At 27.0% G+C, this 21,513-nt stretch carries 19 protein-coding genes; 6 read left to right on the top strand and 13 right to left on the bottom strand.

The features are described from left to right. Together pepF and I2E98_RS04590 are read right to left on the bottom strand one after the other, a co-directional pair. Positions 1-1,797: an oligoendopeptidase F gene (gene pepF, locus I2E98_RS04595; protein ID WP_195467791.1), complete on the bottom strand. Its 1,797-nt coding sequence runs from the start codon at positions 1,795-1,797 to the stop codon at positions 1-3. A gap of 43 nt (positions 1,798-1,840) precedes the next feature. Then, positions 1,841-2,239 carry a DUF6762 family protein gene (locus tag I2E98_RS04590; protein WP_195467790.1) on the bottom strand — a complete coding sequence of 133 codons (399 nt, stop codon included), beginning with the start codon at positions 2,237-2,239 and terminating at the stop codon, positions 1,841-1,843. Between the two features lie 394 nt (positions 2,240-2,633). On the opposite strand from I2E98_RS04590, the gene I2E98_RS04585 reads away from it, so the two are divergent. Then, positions 2,634-3,074 carry a hypothetical protein gene (locus I2E98_RS04585; RefSeq protein ID WP_195467789.1) on the top strand — a complete coding sequence of 147 codons (441 nt, stop codon included), beginning with the start codon at positions 2,634-2,636 and terminating at the stop codon, positions 3,072-3,074. Positions 3,075-3,118: 44 nt separating this feature from the next. Here the strand turns inward: I2E98_RS04585 and I2E98_RS04580 are convergent, their stop codons facing one another. The 8 genes from I2E98_RS04580 to aat form a co-directional block, all read right to left on the bottom strand. Next, positions 3,119-3,388: a hypothetical protein gene (locus tag I2E98_RS04580; protein ID WP_195467788.1), complete on the bottom strand. Its 270-nt coding sequence runs from the start codon at positions 3,386-3,388 to the stop codon at positions 3,119-3,121. Positions 3,389-3,399: 11 nt separating this feature from the next. Further along, positions 3,400-4,647 carry a HAMP domain-containing sensor histidine kinase gene (locus I2E98_RS04575; RefSeq protein ID WP_195467787.1) on the bottom strand — a complete coding sequence of 416 codons (1,248 nt, stop codon included), beginning with the start codon at positions 4,645-4,647 and terminating at the stop codon, positions 3,400-3,402. 3 nt (positions 4,648-4,650) lie between these two features. Continuing rightward, on the bottom strand, positions 4,651-5,355 hold the full coding sequence (locus I2E98_RS04570; RefSeq protein WP_195467786.1) for a response regulator transcription factor: 705 nt from the start codon (positions 5,353-5,355) through the stop codon (positions 4,651-4,653). Positions 5,356-5,449: 94 nt separating this feature from the next. Next, entirely contained in the window at positions 5,450-7,960 is a 2,511-nt protein-coding gene (locus I2E98_RS04565) for an FtsX-like permease family protein (protein ID WP_195467785.1), read from the bottom strand. Next, positions 7,960-8,640, bottom strand: coding sequence for an ABC transporter ATP-binding protein (locus I2E98_RS04560; RefSeq protein ID WP_195467784.1), 681 nt, complete (start codon positions 8,638-8,640; stop codon positions 7,960-7,962). Before I2E98_RS04560 ends, I2E98_RS04565 begins: the two co-directional genes overlap by 1 nt. A gap of 191 nt (positions 8,641-8,831) precedes the next feature. After that, positions 8,832-10,703 (bottom strand): asparagine synthase (glutamine-hydrolyzing), encoded by a 1,872-nt coding sequence (gene asnB, locus I2E98_RS04555; protein WP_195467783.1) that lies wholly within the window; start codon positions 10,701-10,703, stop codon positions 8,832-8,834. Between the two features lie 195 nt (positions 10,704-10,898). Further along, positions 10,899-11,228: a DUF1648 domain-containing protein gene (locus I2E98_RS04550; protein WP_195467782.1), complete on the bottom strand. Its 330-nt coding sequence runs from the start codon at positions 11,226-11,228 to the stop codon at positions 10,899-10,901. A 117-nt stretch (positions 11,229-11,345) separates the two neighbouring features. After that, complete coding sequence (gene aat, locus I2E98_RS04545; RefSeq protein WP_195467781.1) at positions 11,346-11,996, bottom strand: leucyl/phenylalanyl-tRNA--protein transferase; 651 nt, start codon at positions 11,994-11,996, stop codon at positions 11,346-11,348. Positions 11,997-12,183: 187 nt separating this feature from the next. Between aat and I2E98_RS04540 the strand changes: the two genes are divergently transcribed. Continuing rightward, complete coding sequence (locus tag I2E98_RS04540) at positions 12,184-12,777, top strand: ATP-dependent Clp protease proteolytic subunit (protein ID WP_195467780.1); 594 nt, start codon at positions 12,184-12,186, stop codon at positions 12,775-12,777. Between the two features lie 105 nt (positions 12,778-12,882). On the opposite strand, the gene I2E98_RS04535 is transcribed toward I2E98_RS04540, so the two are convergent. Together I2E98_RS04535 and I2E98_RS04530 are read right to left on the bottom strand one after the other, a co-directional pair. Next, positions 12,883-14,082 carry a dicarboxylate/amino acid:cation symporter gene (locus tag I2E98_RS04535; protein ID WP_195467779.1) on the bottom strand — a complete coding sequence of 400 codons (1,200 nt, stop codon included), beginning with the start codon at positions 14,080-14,082 and terminating at the stop codon, positions 12,883-12,885. 194 nt (positions 14,083-14,276) lie between these two features. Further along, on the bottom strand, positions 14,277-14,834 hold the full coding sequence (locus I2E98_RS04530; RefSeq protein ID WP_195467778.1) for a manganese efflux pump: 558 nt from the start codon (positions 14,832-14,834) through the stop codon (positions 14,277-14,279). Positions 14,835-15,073: 239 nt separating this feature from the next. Here I2E98_RS04530 and I2E98_RS04525 point away from each other — a divergent pair, with 239 nt between their 5' ends. Continuing rightward, positions 15,074-16,291: a 6-phosphofructokinase gene (locus I2E98_RS04525; protein WP_195467777.1), complete on the top strand. Its 1,218-nt coding sequence runs from the start codon at positions 15,074-15,076 to the stop codon at positions 16,289-16,291. A gap of 354 nt (positions 16,292-16,645) precedes the next feature. Here the strand turns inward: I2E98_RS04525 and I2E98_RS04520 are convergent, their stop codons facing one another. Further along, positions 16,646-17,941, bottom strand: coding sequence for an aminotransferase class V-fold PLP-dependent enzyme (locus I2E98_RS04520; RefSeq protein ID WP_195467776.1), 1,296 nt, complete (start codon positions 17,939-17,941; stop codon positions 16,646-16,648). 167 nt (positions 17,942-18,108) lie between these two features. On the opposite strand from I2E98_RS04520, the gene I2E98_RS04515 reads away from it, so the two are divergent. The 3 genes from I2E98_RS04515 to abc-f all read left to right on the top strand — a co-directional run bounded on the left by I2E98_RS04515 (position 18,109) and on the right by abc-f (position 21,455). Then, complete coding sequence (locus I2E98_RS04515; RefSeq protein ID WP_195467775.1) at positions 18,109-18,813, top strand: hypothetical protein; 705 nt, start codon at positions 18,109-18,111, stop codon at positions 18,811-18,813. 9 nt (positions 18,814-18,822) lie between these two features. Next, the gene (locus tag I2E98_RS04510; RefSeq protein ID WP_195467774.1) at positions 18,823-19,440 is read left to right on the top strand and encodes a DUF4397 domain-containing protein; all 618 of its coding nucleotides are present in this window, start codon (positions 18,823-18,825) and stop codon (positions 19,438-19,440) included. 98 nt (positions 19,441-19,538) lie between these two features. Continuing rightward, positions 19,539-21,455 carry a ribosomal protection-like ABC-F family protein gene (gene abc-f / locus I2E98_RS04505; RefSeq protein WP_195467773.1) on the top strand — a complete coding sequence of 639 codons (1,917 nt, stop codon included), beginning with the start codon at positions 19,539-19,541 and terminating at the stop codon, positions 21,453-21,455. Positions 21,456-21,513: the final 58 nt, after the last annotated feature.

Here is a 21,513-nt window from a genome sequence, read left to right as displayed (position 1 = left end):
TTAAATTTCTTTCTCTAACATATCTAATAATTCATTAAATCTATCAATAGTTGCTTCTAATGGCTTAGATGTTGTCATATCTACTCCTGCTTTCTTTAAAATTTCTATTGGATAATCACTTCCGCCACTCTTTAAGAATCCAACATATTTTTCAACTGCATTAGGTTGTTTGTCTAATATACTCTTAGCAAATGCAGATGCAGCTGCATATCCTGTTGCATATTGATATACATAGAAGTCACTATAGAAATGTGGTATTCTTGACCATTCAACATCAATTTCAGAATCAACTACCATTTCTGGTCCAAAGTATTTAACATTTAATTCATGCCATTTTGCATTATAGTCCTTTGCTGTTAATGGAATACCTTTTTCAAAGCTTTCATGTGTATAAAGTTCAAATTCAGCAAACATTAATTGTCTAAATACAGTAGTTCTTATTTGCTCTAACTCTTGATTTATTAAATATAACTTTTTCTTTTTATCAGTTTCTTTATTTATTAAATGATGAATTAATAATGCTTCATTAGTAGTTGAAGCAACTTCTGCACAGAATAATGTATAACCTGCATAATAGTAACTTTGTTCTTTTCTTGAATAATAAGAATGAATTGAGTGACCCATTTCATGAACTAAAGTTGATACATCATTAAGTTCATAATTATAATTTAATAAAACATAAGGTTTAGTATCATATCCACCCCATGAATATGCTCCACCACGTTTTCCCTTATTTATATATTTATCTATCCATCCACCGTTAATTCCTTCTTGGAATATATCTAAATACTCTTTTCCTAAAGGTTGTAATCCTTCAATTGCCATTTTAACTGCATCATCAAATTCTACTCTTTCCTTAGGAATTTCAATTACAGGAACATATAAATCATACATATGCATCTCATCAAGACCTAATAATTTTTTCTTTAATCCTACATATCTATGAAGTGATGAAAGATTATCATCTATAGTTTTTATAGCATTAGTATATACTTCTAGAGGAATATCATTTGGTTTTAATGATGCTTCTAATGCACTATTATAATTTCTTACTTTAGCTCCAAAATTAAATACTTTTATTGAACTAGAAAGAGTTGTTGCTAATGTATTTTCAAAAGCTTTATATTCTTTGAATAATCCCTTAAATGCTTCTTTTCTAACTTCTCTATCCTTTGATTTAATAAATGAAGAATAGTTTCCTTCTGTTAACTCAACTTCTTCTCCATCTTCATCTTTAATATTACCGAACTTCATATCAGCATTTGTCATAATATTATGTATAGATGATGGTGCATCTAAACAATCTGAAGCTGCAGCAAGTAACTCTTCTTCTTTTTTATCTAATACGTGTGGTTTTTCTTTTAGAATATTTTCTAATAAGAACTTATATGGTTCAAGTCCCTTTAATTCTTCCATTTGTTTTTCTATTATTCCATCTGGAAGAGATAAAATTTCTGGCACCACATAAGCTGTATAAGTAGCATACTCAGCCATATAAGCATCAATTTTATTCATCATTGCTTGATACTTTGTATTACTTGTGTCTTCATCACATCTTAAATGTGCATAAATATAAATTTTTTCTGCTTTTCTTGATACCTTTTCATTTACTTCAAAATATCTTATTAAAGTTTCTCCGTCTCCAAGCTTTCCTTCAAACTCTTTAAGTTTTGGTGCTTCTTCTTGTAATTCTTTATATTCTTTTTCCCAAATCTCATCATTAGAGTATATTTCATTAATACTCCACTTATCTTGTTCTTGTATTTCCTCTCTTTTCTTTAAAACCTTACTTTCCATAGCCCACCTTCAGCCTATCTATATAGGCCTCTCCTTTCTATTTTTATTGGTATTCTTCTTCTTTACCTTCAATATCATTAAAGGCTTTTTCCATAGCTTCTTCTATTAACTCTATAGAAAGAGATAATTTTTCTTCAATGTATTCATGATCATCCTTATATTTAAAATTAATTAAAAATGTTGGATTATATTCATCCTCAACTTCTTCAATTTCAAACCCTTCATTTTCAAATAACTCCATATTAAATACATCATATATTGCAGAGTATTCCCATTCTTCAACATCCTTATTTGTATCAAATTTTATATAAACATTATCTCCTTTAACATAAAAACCTTTTATATGTTCTGCTCCTTCTGAAACCTTATAACTTCCAAGTTCTTTTGTTACAAATCCTGTTTCATTGTCTCTTTCCATTAATATTAAGCTTGAATAATCCATAATAATATTCTCCTTTTCGTCTTATCTTTATCCGTATTTTTCTATTCATAAACTGAAATTCATTTTATGAATTTAATTTTAGTAAACATAATTATAAAACTTTTATTATTTTATTTAAAAATGTTTATTTAAAGTTGGTAAAATGCACATCCTAAAACAAAGAATGTTTTATCTTAATTATATGGTTAGTATTCCAAATATACAATATTTTCTTTACTTATTTACATAATATGGTAATATATAATTATAAGTGAGATTCTAAATCTTGATTTAGCTAATGGAACTTGCCTGCAACTCCAAATTTTAATTTGGTAAGTTAAAGGTACACTTTAGTGTACTCCTACAACAAAGATAGTAGGAGTTTCCTTAAAGATTTCTTTGTGGAGGTTAGCGTATGAACACTGTTTCTGCAGTAAAAAAACAAAATTTAATTAAAATCAATCATAAAAAAAAGAAAATACAAAGAAATAGAAAAATTATTGCAATAGGCATTCTATTGTTGACATTATTTATTATAGGAACCTCCATAAAAAATATGTATGTATCTTATAGATGTTCTAATTTTCTTTATTCAGTTGATTATTATTTTACTCATTGGAAAGATAAGTCTCTTAGATTAATAGAGGTAGAATCTATGTCCGTAATATCGAAGGTTGATAATAAAATAGAAATTGAAGCATACGGTTTTGCCTATGAAAAACCCTATAAAAAAACATATTTAATAGGAACTTTTATTGAAGATGATAAAGGCCACTGGCATATGGAATCCGTTAGACTTAAAGATGATCAAGCTCTTCCTAATACAGATACAGAAGAAAACATTATATCTGAATAGCAAATTAAAATATGCGCACCGTTTTATCGATGCGCATTTTATTATTATGACTCTAATAAATTATCAAATTCCCTACTTGCATTCCAAGTATGATAGTTATTTCCTTCCTTTGAGTGATTTTCTATAAAATCTTGTAAATCAACTTCAACTTCAGTATATTCATCTAATTCCAATTTAACAGTATCATCTTCAGTAAATTCAATTTCAGTAATTTCTCCTTGTTCTATCTCTTCACTACCATAGTGAAAAATTATTCCTAACTCTACTAATGTATCAAAACTTTCTTTTAATTCTTCAATTTTATCTTTTGTCATATTTTTTCTCCTTATACTATTACTTTCAATAATATTATATTAAAATTTGTTCCTTTTCCAAGCTCACTTTCTGCCGTTATACTACCACCATGTGCTTCTATTATCTTTTTGCTTAATGATAGTCCAATTCCTATACTCTTAGGATTTATAGAATTTTTACCCTTATAAAATCTCTTAAATATATTTTTAAGTTCAGATTTTTCAATACCTTCGCCATTATCACTTATTGTAATACTAATAGACATGGGTGTTTCTTCAAGGGTAATTTTGATTTTACCATTAATATCAGTATGTTCTATAGCATTTTTTATTATATTACTTAAACTTTCAGCAATCCATTTTTTATCATGAAAATAATATCCTTCACTATTAAAGTCTAACTCTATGCTTTGTTTTTTATTATTAGCACTTACTTTTAATGGTTCTATAGCATACCTTATACTTTCACTAATTGGTATCATTTCTTTATTATAACTTACTGCATTACTTTCTATTCTTGCATATTTAAGTAGTGTTGTTATAAGCCAATCCATTCTATCTAATTGCTCAGACGTCATTTCTATAAATTTGCTTTTTGTTTCAATATCCATATTTTCATGATTTTTTAATATATCATTATAAGCTATTAAAGCTGAAAGTGGTGTTTTTAATTGATGTGATATATCATTTATTATATCTTTTAAATTTATTTTTTCATCTTTTAAATCTTTTAATGCATTTTCAAGTCTTTCTCCCATATGAATAAACTTATTATAAAATACATAAAAGTCACCTTCCTCAAATTTAAGTTCTGTAGAATTAAAATTTCCTTCAACCATTTCATCAGCTCTTTCACCCAACTTTTTTATATTATTAAATATTGGTGAAATAATCTTTAAAATTAATATCATAGCTACTATAAAAAATAATATCCATAATAATATTATAGTTAACTTCAAATTGCTATAACTATCCTTAAGAATTGGATTTTTTATTGGATTTAAATTTTCATTGTAATAATATTTATCTAAAATATTGTTTCCTAATTCATAGTACTCATTTATATTTCCTTTAGTTATTATTGGAACTATTTCTTCTTCAATTTCAGGATTATTTTCAATTATTACTCCAACTAAAGCCGTATTTTGATCAATATATTTTTTATTTATATCATTAAACCAATTGTATGTTATAAAAATAAAAGCTGTTAAAAATACTAAAAAGGTTATAAGGCTAGTTATTATAATAAGTTTTACTTCCTTATTTTTAAGTAACCTCATATATTATACCTCCTTAGCTTCTTTAGCCCATCTATATCCTATTCCTCTTACTGTTTCTATGTATATAGGATTTTTTATATCATCTTCAACTTTTTCTCTTAACCTCTTTATGTAAACTGTTAAGGCATTTCCATCAACAAAATTACCATCAGTATCCCATAGCCTTTCTAATAATAAATTTCTTTCTAATACATTTCCCTTATTCTTTATTAAAAGCAATAATAGTTTATATTCAATAGTTGTAAGATCAATAACTTGTCCTTTTTTATGGACTTTATATTTTAGTAATTCAACATCTATATCTCCACTTATAATCCTATTACTATTTTCTTCTTTTTTAGTTTCTACTCTTTTTCTTCTTAAAACTGCATTTATTCTAGATACTAATTCTTTAACTCTTATAGGCTTAGTCACATAGTCATCTCCCCCCATATCTAATCCCATAACTATATTACCTTCTTCATCACATGCAGTCATAAATATTATAGGTATTTCACTATTTTCTCTTATTTCTTTGCAAAGTTCATATCCTGTTCCATCTGGTAGCATTACATCTAATAGTATTATGTTAAATTCATTATTTTTATATTTATCTCTAGCCTCACTTAAATTCTTAGTATGAACTACATCAAACCCTTCTTGTTTTAATGTATATTCCATTCCTAATGCTAATGGTAAATCATCCTCTATAAATAATATTTTTACCATAATATTAATTCCCCCTATTCATACCAAATAGGAGCAGATGATAACTGCTCCTATTTTTTAATTTTATATTTAATTATACCAATTTTAACTATTATTACTCAACATTTCTTATAGTTTCTACTAAATTCATCTTCTTAAGCTTATTTAAAGGAATTAATGAAGCTATAAGAACTATTATTAAATTAATTGCAAATCCTATTACAAATGGCTGCCAGTATATTTTAGTTGAAACTGTAAAACCAAAATCTATTATTTTAAGTGCTATTAACACTAGTCCTACAGATAAAAGCCCTCCAATTACAGATGAAAATACTCCATGAAGAATACCTTCTAGTAATACCATCTTTGTTAACTGCATTCTAGTCATCCCTATAGTCCCTAATGTTCCAAACTCCATTTTCTTTAGAAGTATATTAAGTGAAATAGTGTTTATAACATTAACTATTCCTATTAAGCTTACCATAACAATAAAACCATAAACAAATACATTTATAACAGTCCACATTTGTTGTTGCATCTTATTATCTTCATTTAAATCATTAAAAGTTACTCCATAATTATCTGCAATTTCACGAACTGATTTTGATGCTTCTTCTGTTAATTCTTTATTACTCATATCACTATATCTAAACTTTATCCATTTATTTAAATATAACTCACTTGTAACTTTTTCGTAATCGTTATATCCCATTATTATTGTAAAATTATAATTATACCCTTGTTCAAATGGATCTTTATCAATAACTTTCTTAACCTTAAATTCTATACATTTATCTTCTGCCTTATCTTTTAATAAATTATCAGTATCATTTTCATCACTAAATTTATCAAAATTACTTACTGGTACTTTAAATGTATCGCCTTCTTTTAATTTAGTTATATCAATACTTTCTAGTTTACCATTTTCATCATACTGAGCTCTACTATTAACTAATATTACTTCATTTTCTTTTAAACCATCCGTGATACCTATTTCTTTTAATGAATTATCATCAAATCCATAAATTTGAACATTACTTAAAAATTCATCTACCTCGTAAGAAAACTTTTCTTTAAACTCATCTGAAATTAAATTTAAATCCAAAGCTAAAAATGATACTCCTGTTCTTGCTTGAATAAACTTTTCCCCTATTCCCTCAATTTTATTTAATTTATCTTCTATTTCACTACTATTTTCACTATTTGCATAAACTTCACCATGAGTTATACTGCTTTTATTTATATAATTAAGTTCCTCTATTCTCTTCATATTTAAAGTTGTAAAAGTAATAAACATTATTAAAGATATACTTAATGAAAGAATTGTAACTATAAATCTCTTAGAATTTTTTCTTATATTTTTATAGGCAATCCAACCTTCAACACCAAATATTTTTCTAATAATTTTACCATTATAATATTTTATTTTCTCATTACTTGTATTACCTTTTATTACATTTATAGGAGATACCTTTCCAGCTTTTTTTGCTGGACCAAAAGATGCTATAAATATTGTTATTGTTCCTATTATTGTAGTAAATAATATTATACTTGGATAAAATTTAACTGCTAATATTCCCTCTCCATCTCCAATCATCATTGTTATCTTGCTTTCTAATAACTTAACAGTAGTCCATACACCTATAAATCCTGATACTATTCCAAAAGGTATTGACATCAAACATAAAGCTAAAGATTCCCTAATAACTAATCTACTTACTTGACTTGGAGTTGCCCCTATACTTCTTAATATTCCAAATTCAGTCATTCTCTCTGTCACAGAAATATTTATTGCATTGTAAATTAAAAATATAGTAGCAACTACAATTATTCCTATTACAAATACAACTACTCCATTAATTACAGTATTAATTCCTGTATACTCTGTTTGTCCACGCAATGATAATAACTCATTATTACTATACATTTTAATTTCATCTAATTTTAACCTATTTGCTTTACTCATAGCCACGTCTCTTTTGTTTTTGATATCTTTAACTGTAAATTTAATATCATAACTTTTATTATTTTTTATTTCATCTAAATAAGTTACTGCATTAAACCATGTTCCATCTGAGATAAAGCTCTCTTTTGAAAATCCAACAATAGTATACTCTTTAAAGTTATTAGTCTTTACTTCTTTACCATCTTTATAAGTTATTTCTTCAAACTTAACTTTATCGTTTATACTTAATCCTAAGTATTCTTTAGCCTTACTATCTATAATTAACTCCGAACTTTCCTTAGGCAATCTTCCTTCTGTTAATTCATGATTAAATATTTCATTTAAAGTAATTGTATCCTCACTAATAATAAAAATTTCACTATCATCATTTCCATCTATCCTATAAGATCCACTCCCTTCATTTGCACTAACTCCAACTTTATCTAAATCTACATCATTTCTTAATATAGAAATTACCCTTTTATCAACATCGAAAAAAGCAAACTCATAATCTCCATCTCCCCTAATAGCCCTATCATACATAAAGTCTCTAAAGCTTAAGCCTAAAAATCCAACTCCACTAATAAGCGCCAATGAAAGTATTATACCTATAATAGTAAATATACTTCTCTTCTTATTTTTCTTTAAATACTTTAAAGTAATATCACTATAACTTCTCATTATTTAATCACCTCATCAGTAGTTATTTGTCCATCCTCAATAGTAATAACTCTATCTGCAGATTTTGCTATATTAATATCATGTGTAATTAAAATTAATGTTTGATTATATTTTTTTGCACAATATTTTAAAAGTTCTAATACTTCCTTTGAATTTTTAGAATCAAGATTTCCTGTAGGTTCATCTGCTAAAATAATTGATGGCTTATTAGCTAAAGCTCTTCCTATAGAAACCCTTTGCTGCTGTCCTCCTGATAACTCTGATGGATGATGATCTCTTCTTTCTTCTAATCCTAATAATTTCAAAAGCTCATTCATATAATTTTTATCTATCTTTCCATTATCTAAAAGAACTGGCATTTCAATATTTTCTTCTGCAGTTAAAACTGGTATTAAGTTAAAAAATTGAAATACAAACCCTAACTTTCTTCTTCTTAAAATTGACAATTCTTTTTCCTTTAATTTATAAATACTTTCCTCTTTTATTATTACTTCTCCAGAACTAGGTTTATCTACTCCACCTAATAAATGTAATAATGTACTTTTACCAGAACCTGATGGTCCAACTATTGCTACAAATTCACCTTGCTCAATATTTAAATTTATATTCTTTAAGGCTTCTACCTTTGTTTCTCCACTACCATATACTTTACATAAATTCTTAACTTCTATAAGTGCCATCTTACTCGTCCTCCACTTGATTTTCTATTATAACCATAGTATAAAATTCGAATATTACATTAATATAAATTAAATTATTACAATTTATTAATATTAAACATAATAAAAGTGAAGTAGATTTTCTTCTTCCACTTCACTTAATTCATATTAATATATTAAAATTTTTAATTTTAACTAATACCCAATATTATTTATGCTAATTTGTAGTCATTACCCTGTTCGTTATATATCTCTAATTCATTTATGGATTTTCCTTCTATATATAATTCATACCATAAACAAAACATAAATACAGTCCAAACCTTTCGTGAATTATCCTTTTTACCTTGAATATGCTCATCTAATAAATTTAATGCATATTTTTTATTTATTAATTTATCAACATTTGCATTAGTAATTATTGTTCTAACATACTTTCCTAAATCATTCTTTAACCATACTCTTATAGGAGTTGGAAAACCTAATTTTTTCTTTTCTTTCATATAAGGTGGTACTATATCTTTAAATGCTTCCCTTAATAAAACCTTTGTATTATGTTTGCTTACCTTTTGATCTAATGTTAAGCTTTTAGCACATTGTAAAACTTCTTTATCTAAAAATGGTACTCTTAGCTCTAAGGAATGTGCCATAGACATTTTATCTGCCTTTAATAAAATATCACCTTCTAGCCATGTATTAATATCTATGTATTGCATTGTTGTAACATTATCATAATTATTTATATTACATTCTTCATATAAATCTGTTAAAATACTACTAAAAGTATTGTTCTCATCATAATTGCACATTATATTTTTTACTTCTTCATCGCTAAATATTTTAGCATTTCCTATGTATCTATCCTTTAACTTAGTAGTTCCTCTTAACAAATAACTTTTTCCTCTTATATCAGGAAGTAATTTAGCTAACTTATTAATCCTATCTTTTATATTATCTGACAAATATGAAAAAGGCTTAAGACTATAATATTCCTTATAAATATTATATCCACCAAATAATTCATCCGATCCTTCTCCTGATAAAACTACTTTCACATGTTTTCTAGCTTCTTGTGATAATAAATAAATTCCAACACAAGACGGATCCGCTAATGGATCATCCATATAATAAGCAACCCTTGGAAGGGCTCTTATATAATCATGTTCTGATACATTTACTGCTATATTTTCTACACCTAAATAATCTGCAGTTTTCTTTGCTACAGATAATTCATTGTATCCCTCTACATCAAATCCAATAGAAAAGGTCTTAATTTTAGGATTAATTTTTGCTGCTAATGCTGTAACAATAGTAGAATCTATTCCACCTGAAAGAAATGTTCCAACTTCAACATTTGCTATCATATGATGCTTTACTGAATCATCTATAATATTATAAATATCCTTTTCAGTTATATCTTTATTATTAAATTTTAAATTATAATATCTATTAAATTCTATATCTCCATTTTTTATTGTAAAATATGTTCCATTAGGAATCTCTTTAATTTCATTAATAATAGTGTTGTATTTTGGTGTGTATTGAAATGATAAATAATTTTGCAATACAGCCTCATCTACATTTACCTTATCAATTAATTTTATTAAAGCCTTATATTCAGATGAAAATGCTATAAACTCTTCATTATTTATATAATATAAAGGCTTTATTCCAAAATGATCTCTAGCACCAAATATTATATTTCTTACTTCATCATATATAATAAATGTAAACATTCCTCGTAACTTATCTAAACATTTTTCACCATAATTAATATATGATGTTAAAAGAACTTCAGTATCTGAATTAGTAATAAATTTATTACTTTTTCTTAGCTCTGTTCTTAATTCTTTATGATTATATATTTCGCCATTAAATACAATTGTTCTATTTTCCTTTTTAAATGGCTGATTACCACCTTCTAAATCTATTATACTTAATCTATCGAATCCAAATGCAATATTATTTTTTATGAAATATCCTGTATCATCTGGCCCTCTATGAATTATCTTTTCTGTTAATTGTCTTATAAGTAATTCATCAGCTTTTTTATTTTTATAATATATGGATATATAACCGCACATTTTATCATCCCCTAGTTTTATTAAAATTTTAAAATAATATAATTATTTTCTCTAATTATTATTGCCATATTTTTCATTTTCATTTCATGTTTTCCATTATTAATTTTAATTTTTTTATTAATCTTTTCTTAATCTCATATTAAGAAAAGATTAATAAAACCTTTAATTTTCAAAAAAGGATGAAGTAATTTTAAATCACTTCATCCTTTTATTATTTAAAGAATATTGTTTATCCTTATTTATAGGGGTTATTTCAATACAATAATTACAGACTTGAGGATACTTAGATAATATAGCTAGCACTATATAAGATATTATTACTATAGGTAGTAATATAAATAATGTATTTTTAGAACCATATGCATCAATCTCCCCATTAAAATTAAAATGAGTTGGCACTATATCAGGTGCTTTGCTCCAATAAATAAAGGTTATAATTATTAAAGCCATAACTAAAATTAATCCTACTATATCAAGGCACTTATTTATATTTTTATATGGATATTCACTTTTCCATTTATCCATTATTACCCCTCCATAAATACTATAATTACTCTATATTATATTAATTAGCAATAGAAAAATAACGTAAACCAAATTCATATTTCTAAGTTATTTATTTTAATTACACTCTAATAAGAATTATAAATCAATTCCTTCTTGTAACATACTTTTAAATTCTCCCCAACTTACAAACTTTCCTCCCATACTCTCTAAGTGATTAGTATGCATTTGACAATCTAAAAATAAATAATTTTCCCTTTCAAGCTTTTTACAAATACTTATTAAAGCTACTTTAGATGCATTTGTTTCTATTGAAAACATACTTTCACCAAAAAAACATCTTCCTATTTTAACTCCATAAAGCCCCCCTACAAGTTTACTTTCCTTATATACTTCAACACTTAAAGCAAATCCCTTATTAAATAAGTTTATATAAGCTTCTTTCATATCATCAGTAATCCATGTTCCTTCACCTTTTTCTCTAAGTGCTTTACAATTACTTATTACACCTTCAAAATCATTATTAAAAGTAACTTTAAATTCACCTCTATTAAAAACTCTTTTCATTGACTTTGATATTCTTACTTCATTTGGTTTTATAATAAATCTAGGCTTTGTACACCACCATAATATCGGATCATCCTCATTGTACCAAGGAAATATTCCATTACAATAAGCTAATACAAGTCTTTCCCATCTTAAATCTCCACCTATGGCTAATAATCCATCCTCTTCAGCTAATTCTGGATTTGGAAACATTATTTCATCAGTTAATTGATATATTGGCATAATATCTTCCTTTCAATCAAATATTTAATAATCTTAAAGTATCATAATATTAAAATGTATAAAAGATAAAAATTTCAATTTATAGTTTATCTAATTTATACACACTTTTAACTACCATCAATTAAAATTTAATGATATTATATTAATTAGGAGAATTTATCCATTTAATATTTAGGATGGAAATAACATGTTTCTTTATAACAATGAAACTGAAAAAAAAGAAAATACAAAGGATTTACCTGATATAGCTATGGAAAAACTACTAAAATCAAGAACAATAATCATTTCTGGTGAAATTAATCAAGCCTTAGCCGAAAAAGTTTGTGCTCAACTTCTAATCCTTGAAGAAATGAGTAATGATCCAATTAAAATTTTTATAAATAGCCAAGGTGGCCATGTAGAATCTGGTGATACAATTCATGATATGATTAAATTTGTTAAACCTAAAGTTATAATGATAGGAACTGGTTGGGTTGCAAGTGCTGGAATAACAATATACCTTGCTGCAGATAAAGAAAATAGATATTCACTTCCTAATACTCGATACATGATTCACCAACCTTTAGGTGGTTTTAATGGTCAAGCTACAGATATAGGAATTGAAGCTAAAGAAATATTAAGAGTTCGCAAAAGAATTAATAGTATTATAAGCGAAGCTACAGGTCAACCTATAGAAAAAGTTAATAAAGATACCGATAGAAACTATTGGCTCAATGCAGAAGAAGCCTTAGAGTACGGAATAGTTAATAAAATAATATCAAGTCATTCTCAACTAGAATAATTCTAATCAAAAATGAAGTCATTTGTAACTTAGTAATAGTAGTTATAAATGACTTCATTTTCATTCTATTTTTTGTTTAAATACTTATTTACTCATAAATTTATTTTAAACTGCTTTTAATTTACTCTTTTCTTCTTTTTTATTATTTCTTTTATTTACAATATAATCCACAACAATAGCTATAGCACCATCTCCAGTAACGTTAGTTGCAGTTCCAAAACTATCTTGTGCTGCATGTAATGCAATCATAATCGGTTTTTCTATAGCTCCAAAACCAAGCATTGATTCAAGTAATCCCAAGGCAGCCATAACGCCTCCCCCTGGTACTCCTGGTGCTGCAATCATTGTAACTCCTAACATAAATATAAATGGCATTATCATTCCAAAAGTAGGAGTTTGTCCATTCATATACATAACTGCCATAGAAGTAAGAACTAAAGTAATAGTATCACCTGCTAAATGTATTGTTGCTCCTAAGGGTACAACGAAATCTAAAACTTCCTCACTAACTTCATTCTTTTTAACACATTGAAGTGTTACTGGAATTGTTGCTGCTGAGGATTGAGTTCCTACAGCAGTCATGTATGCTGGAATCATATTTCTTATTAATTTAAATGGATTTTCCTTTTTAATAGCTCCTGCAATAGAATATTGAAGAACTATATATGCTAATTGTAATGAAAATAATATTACATATACTATTCCAAAAGACTTTAATGTATTAAATATTTCACCACTATAACTTAACTTTGCAAAAACACATCCAATATAAATTGGAACTAATGGTATTAATACATTAGTAACAACCATTAAAACGATTGAATTAAATTCATCTACTACTTTTAACATTGTACTATTTTTAATTTTTGATAAACCTATACCAAGTAGAAATGCTAATACTAATGCAGACATTACTCCCATTATTGCTGGTATCTCTATATTAAAATATGGTTCTATGGATTTTCCTGCTTCACTTAATGAAACTTCACTTTTTATTAAATTAGGTAGTATTCCTATCCCAACTAAATATGCTGCAAATCCAGCTACTAATGTAGAAATATATGCTATTATCGTAGTTATTATAAGACCTTTTCCTGACTTGCTTCCTAATGATGCTATTCCTGGAACTATAAAACCAATAATAATTAAAGGAATTATAAATGATAAGAAGCTCCCAAATAAACCACTAAAAGTCGCTAGTATCTTTACTGGAAATTGAATATTATTTGCCCCACATAATAATCCAACTCCAATTCCTAATACTAAACATAATACTATTCTTGTAATTAAAGATAGTTTTTTCATTAAATTACCCCCTTTATTGTCCTTCACAGAAGAACGCTTGTCCTTTCGTTAAATTCACTATAACCCATTTTTTGACTATTGTCAAATTAATTTGTAAAAAAATCTATAATGTAAAAAAATCTATAATAATGCTAATTTATAATTACTATAGATTTATTAACTTTCAACACCTTATATTTAAGTAGCTAACTTTTTTAAAAGAAAATCATTTTTATTGCAAAGATAATTAATGTTATTCCTCCAAAAAAACTTGCATATTTTGCTATAAATCCGATTTTTCTTATATATCTGCATAAATAAAATGTAAATGAACATAGTATTAAAGTTATCAATCCTACAATGGAACAATCCCCTATCATCTTTAAAGCGCTACTTATGTAATTAAACCCTGTAAAGCCTACAACAAAAGCATCGATACTAACAGATATTCCAAGTATTATCACCATCTCTCTCTTTAATAATAATGTTTCATTATCTTCATTATCTTCAAACCCTTCCTTTATCATTAATATACCTACTATAGCTATAGCCACACCTCCAACTATATTAGGAATAGTGGTTATATATTTTTCAAATAAATGTCCTCCTATCCCTCCTAAAAGAAAGAATAAAAACTGAAATATTGCAAAAGACATAATGAAGGCTATTTTATTTCTACGTATAACTTTAGGATTTACCCCTATACTAACAGTTACTCCAACAGCATCCATTGCTAAAGCAATTCCAACTATAATTATATCTTTTAAATTCATATTCCCCCCACGCTTACATTATTTGTATAATCTTATTATTAATTTTATCAACCTATGATTCATATTGTAAATTTTATTTTTTTACATCTTTTATTTAATATTATTTTGTTGTATAGTATATATTGTATTCAATAACAAGCGAAATAGTATATCACATTAATATCTATTTTCTAGTATTTAATGTATATTTTTTAATTTATAAATTTTAATTAATTTGAACTTTAAAGGAGAGTATTTTAATGGCAAACTGTATCATAGCACAATCTGGCGGTCCTACAGCAGTTATAAATTCAAGTGTTGTTGGATTAGTTGAAGCAAATAACACTTTAGGGGTTTTTGACAAAGTTTATGCAGGTTTAAATGGAATTGAAGGAATTTTAAATGGTAATATAATAGAACTTTCATCATTTTCTCAAGATGATATAAACAGATTTAGATATACACCTTCATCAGGTTTAGGTTCTTGTAGATATAAAATGAAAAAACTTGAAGAATCTACTGAAGAATATGATAGACTACTTGAAATCTTAAAAGCTAATGATATTAAAGCTTTCTTTTATGTTGGTGGTAATGATTCTATGGATACTACAGCTAAACTAAGTGCTTATGCAAAAGAAACTGGAATAGATGTTAAGTTTATAGGTATCCCTAAAACTATCGATAATGATTTAATGTACACTGATCACACACCAGGTTTTGGTAGTGCAGCTAAATTTATTGCAACAAGTGTACTTGAAACTTACCTTGATTCATCTGTGTACATAAACAATGGAATATTTATTTTAGAAACTATGGGCCGCGATACTGGATGGTTAGCTGCATCTGCTGCATTAGCTAAATTAAACGGAAAACAAGTTGCAGATTTTATTTATTTACCTGAAGCTGCTTTTGACGTAGATAAGTTCTTATGTGATGTTAAAAATAAATTTGAGGAGCAAAATCAGGTTTATATAGTTGTTTCTGAAGGAATAAGAACTGCTGAAGGAAAATTTGTTGCTGAGGCTCACGCTCAAGCTCATGATAAGTTTGGTCATGCTCAATTAGGTGGTGTTGGTACTTACTTAAAGAACTTAATAATATCTTCTGGTATAACTAGTAGAGTTAAATCTTTAGAACTTGGAGTTCTTCAAAGATGTGCTATGCACTGTGCTTCTAATATAGATTTAGAAGAAGCTTATGAAGTTGGATATGAAGCATTAAGACAAGCTAGTCTTGGTAAATGTGGATATATGATTGGAATAAAAAGAGAAAATAACGCACCTTACAAATCTTCTTACTTCTTAATCGAAGCTAATAAGGTTGCTAATAATGTTAAGTACTTCCCTACTGAATGGATAAATGAAGCTGGAAATAACTTAAAAGAAGAAGCTTTAGAATATATAGCTCCTCTAGTTTCTGAAATTCCAGATATAATTTCAGCTACACCAATGCCATCATTTAAAGTCTTTAACAAATAAAATATTGTTCCCCACGTGGATACTAAAAATTAATGATTTTTCTTATTAAATATAGCAGAAGTCGTTATCTTTAAAGGGGATCGCTCAGAAAATTGTATCTTTTATCTTAAAAGCCAGTGATATAGAAAAATTGATTATATTATCGGAGGGAAAATTATATAATGAACTTTAGAATTTAATTATTATTAGAATAAAATCTGCGTTAAGAAGCTGAGGGAATGAAATGACTTTCGAAGCTTTAGCAGATTTTATGGAAATAATAATATAAATTCTTAGTGAAATTATATTCCTTCACGGAGATTATATAATCAATTTTTCGGCATCACGGCATTTAAGCCTTAACGAACAATTTAGTTATTTTGCATAGCGTCTACAGAGATATTCAATTGTATCTAAGAATATATTAGCTTCTTTTTTGCTATTGTATATTCCTAAACTTACCCTAACTAGTCCTGGGGTTCCAACCTCACTCATATATCTTTGCAAATCATTATCTGCTATTCCAAGAACTCTTCTTGTATATGGATGTGCACAAAATCCCCCTTGTCTAACCCCTATTCCTCTTACATTAGCAAGTGCTTCTCCAACTTCTTCATAAGTCATTCCATCAATATTAAATACTAAAATTCCCAATCTATCATTTATATTTTCATTATCCCCATATAGTGTTATCTTTTCAAATTGCTTTAATTCTTTAATTAAATATACTAGCAATTCCTTCTCATTATTTTCAATTGTCTGAAATCCTATTTTATCCATTTCTCTAAGTGCTTCTGCTATTGCTATAGCACCGAAAAGGTTTGGTGTTCCTGCTTCATTTTTCTCTGGTGTATCTAACCATAGTTGTCGATCATCAAGTACAATTTGAACAGTTCCACCTCCTTTTGAAGCTGGTTCTTTTTCATTAAATATTTCCCTTAAACCAATAATAACTCCACTTCCAAAAGGTGCATATACCTTATGACCAGAGAACACTAAAAAATCTATATTCTCATTAATATCTTCTTGTATCATAGATATTTTTTTATGTGGAATTAATTGAGCACCATCAACAATTATTTTAGCTCCATATTTATGAGCTGCCTTTGCTACTCTTTTTATATCATTTACGTAACCAGTAACATTAGATGCACCTGTTATAGTAACATATTTAACTTTTTCTTGATACTTATCTAATAGATATTCTATTTCTTCTATTCTAACTCTACCATCTTTATCTACTTCAACATGTCTTAAGTCACACTTACTTCTCCAAGGTAAATCATTTGAATGGTGTTCCATTCTAGTTGTAATAACTATATCATTCTTATCCTCAATTAAAATATTAGATAATTTATTTAATCCATCAGTAGTATTAGCAACAAAAATTGCTGTATATATATCCTCTGGTGCGTTAAAATATTCCAATATATATTTTCTAGAATTTTCATACAAATCGCTGCAATATTGAGATTTTTTACCATCCCCTCTTGCAATTGATCCATAATACTCACTAGTTTCTAATACCTTTTTCATAACTCTTTTAAAAGGTGGAGTGGTAGCTGCATTATCAAAATTTATAGGAATTAATCTTCCTTTTCCATCTACATTAACCTTTTTATCCAACCCTATAAATAGTTTTCTTAAATCATCTATATTTTCTTTATGCATAATAATCCCCTCCTCTATAATATATTCCTTTATTTATCTATTGTGATTATTTAAACACATTATATTATTTAATTGTAATATACCTCTCTTTATAGTCATATTCTATAAAGTAACATATGTGTTTAAAATACATATATTATTATTAAATTATTATTTGGAGGGTAATAATGAGTTCCAAAAAAAATAATACTGAAAAAAATAATACTGAAAAATATAATAATGAAAAATATAATAATGATGATGATTTAACTTTTATACCTTTAAATATCGACTCATCTTTAGCACCTAATAGCACAAAATTTCCATTACAATTTGATATAGAAGGAATTTCTCTAACTAAAACTTTAGGTACTATATCATTAGGTTTTCCGAATTTAAATATTAATCCGACTCCAGTACCATTGACCACAAATCCAATGGTTGAATTAGCTCCACTTACACCTTATCCTAAGAATATACCAACTATGGATTCAAATACATCTTTAAATAAAAAAAGTAATAATACAAATAATCAATCAAACAATAATACTACTATAAATAACAGCAATACTACTGGATTAGAATATCCAAGTGAACTAGATGATAGCTTTCTTTATTCATATAATGAGGAAAAAGTTAATGAAAGATATATAGATGATTCTGTTAACATCCTAGAGGTTTTAAGAAATTTTGATATCTCATTAGACTTTTCTTCATCTGAATCTAGGAAAAATAATTCTACAGAGGATGAGGTTAATGAAATATTCTCTTTAATAGAAAAAGATAATCCTGGAATATTAGCAACTATGAAAGCCTATAGGATTCCTTATCCTATTACTAAATTGTTAATAAAAAAGATAATAAAAATCTCTCTTGATAACTATAAAAGGTAGGTGCTTTATATGGAACAATTTTCAAAATCACTTCCTCGAATTGAGACTAGTGTAAGAATTCTTCATGCAGTACCTAATGCCCCAAATGTTGATGTTTATCTAAATGGCTCTCTTATAACAAGTAACTTAGCCTTTGGAAAAATATCTAAATATAGTCAATTATCATCTGGAGAATATGAATTTCAACTATTCAAAGCTAGCACTTATGACAAGCCTTTATTAAGTCAAAATGTTCAATTAATAGCTAATGCTAACTATACAGCCTCAATAGTTGCGCTAGCTAATAATTTATATTTATTTAGATTAAAAGATGATAATATCCCTGTAAGTAAATCCCAAGCATTCTTGAGATTTATTAACTTATCTTCAAATGCCCCTTTGCTTAGTTTAGCATTACCTAATGGTATTACTCTATTTAATGAAGCGGAGTATTTAGAAACTACAGGATATTATCAGTTATCACCAGGAATATATAATTTCGAAGTGCTTTTAGGCTCTTCTCAAATAACTACAAAATATATCAAAAATATTACCTTAGATGGTGGTAAATTCTATACTATCTATATTATAGGACTATTTAATGATAAACCACCACTTGGCTATCTCTTTGTAGATGATGCAATCTAAAAAAAGGAGTTGTTGAAAAACATCTCCTTTTTTAATTTGATATAGATTTACTATAATAGTATAATTATAAGGAAAACTTCGTCTAACTGGAGGAAATTATGATAATACTAAGTTGTAAAGATATATGCAAAAGTTACGGAATACGCGATGTCCTTAAAGATATTACCTTTTCAATTAATGAAGGTGATAAGGTTGGAATTATTGGCGCTAATGGTGAAGGAAAATCAACCCTTTTTAAAATAATAACTAAAGAAATATCTCAAGATTCTGGTGAAATATTTATAGATAAAAATAAAACTTTAGGTTATTTATCACAAAATTTAGCATTAGACTCTGATAAAAATATTTATGAAGAAACTCTTTCTGTATTTGAGGAACTCCTAAATATTGAAGAAAGACTTTCATCTTTAGAAATAAAAATGAATGAACCTTACGATGAAAATAATGCCTCATATCATGACAAGCTTATAAAGGATTATACTACCCTTCAAGATATATATTCACATAAAGGTGGTTATGTCTATAAGGGTGAAATATCAAGAGTATTAAAAGGTCTTGGCTTTACTGAAGATGATTTTTATAAATCTATAAATACTTTAAGTGGTGGACAAAAAACAAGAGTTGCCTTATGTAAATTATTATTACGTAAGCCAGATATTATTTTACTTGATGAGCCTACTAATCACTTAGATTTAGAAGCAATTAGCTGGCTAGAAGATTATATGAAGAATTATAAAGGAACTGTTTTAGTAATATCTCATGATAGATTCTTTTTAGATTCAGTAACAACTAGTACTTTTGAAGTTATTGCTGGAAAAGTTGAGTGCTATAATGTTCCTTATTCTAAATTTATAGATCTTAGAAAAAAGAACTATGAAGCAAAGCTTAAAGCTTATAATCTTCAACAAGCTGAAATTAAAAGACAAGAAGCAATTATTGAAAAGTTCCGCTCTTTTAATAGAGAAAAAAGTATAAGAGCTGCTGAAAGTAGAGAAAAAGCATTAGATAGAATGGAAAGAATTGAAGCTCCAACTCATGAAAAAGAGGGTTCTAAAATTAAATTTGAAGCCTCTATAAAAAGTGGATATGATGTTTTACATATAGAAGATATGGCTAAGTCTTATGGTGAAAAAACATTATTCACCAATTTAAATATTGACTTAAAACGTGGGGAAAAAGTTGCTTTAATTGGTGAAAATGGTAGAGGTAAAACTACTCTTTTCAAAATAATAATGGATAAAGTTCAAGCTGATAAAGGTGTTAAAGTATTAGGTACTAACGTAAATGTTGGATATTATGATCAAGAACAATCAGATTTAAATTTAGATAAAACAATATTAGATGAGGTTTGGGATGAATTTCCTAACTTAACAACTTCTAAGCTTAGAAGCTATCTAGCATCTTTCTTATTTACTGGTGATGATGTATTTAAAGTTATAAATACTTTAAGTGGTGGTGAAAAGTGCAGAATAAATTTATTGAAGCTTATGCTTTCTAAATCTAATCTTCTTCTACTAGATGAGCCCACTAACCATCTTGATATTATCTCTAGAGAAGCCTTAGAAGATGCTATATTAGAATATGATGGAACTTTAATGGTTATATCTCATGATAGATATTTCTTAAATAAAGTAATTGGACGTATACTTGAACTTAAAGAAGATGGCGTTTCTGAGTACCTTGGAAATTATAGTTACTATCAAGAAAAGAAACTTAATCCTACACGTTTTGAGGATTATGAAGAATTAGCTAATGGAAAAACTAAAACTCAGCTTAAAGATGAAAAGAAGAAAAAGCGTGAAGCTGAAAAAGAAGCTAAAGCTCTTCAACTTAAAATTAAAAACCTTGAAAAAGCAATTTCTGAGAAGGAAGATGAATTAACTAATTTACAAGAGCAGCTTTGTTTAGAATCTATTTATTCTAATCCTTCTGAAAGTCAAAGAGTTAATGGTGAAATAAAAAATTTAGAGGAGACTATTGCTCAACTTTATGAAGAATGGGAAAACCTAGTTTAATTAATAATTAAATAAAAAGTCGGCATTGCCGACTTTTTACTATTTTATTTCAAACTAA

It is taken from the genome of Clostridium sp. D43t1_170807_H7 (genome assembly GCF_015555905.1).
In the GTDB taxonomy this organism is placed as follows: domain Bacteria; phylum Bacillota; class Clostridia; order Clostridiales; family Clostridiaceae; genus Clostridium.
The sequence above is the reverse complement of the archived record's forward strand: the minus strand, read 5'-3'. Positions and strand labels throughout refer to the sequence as shown.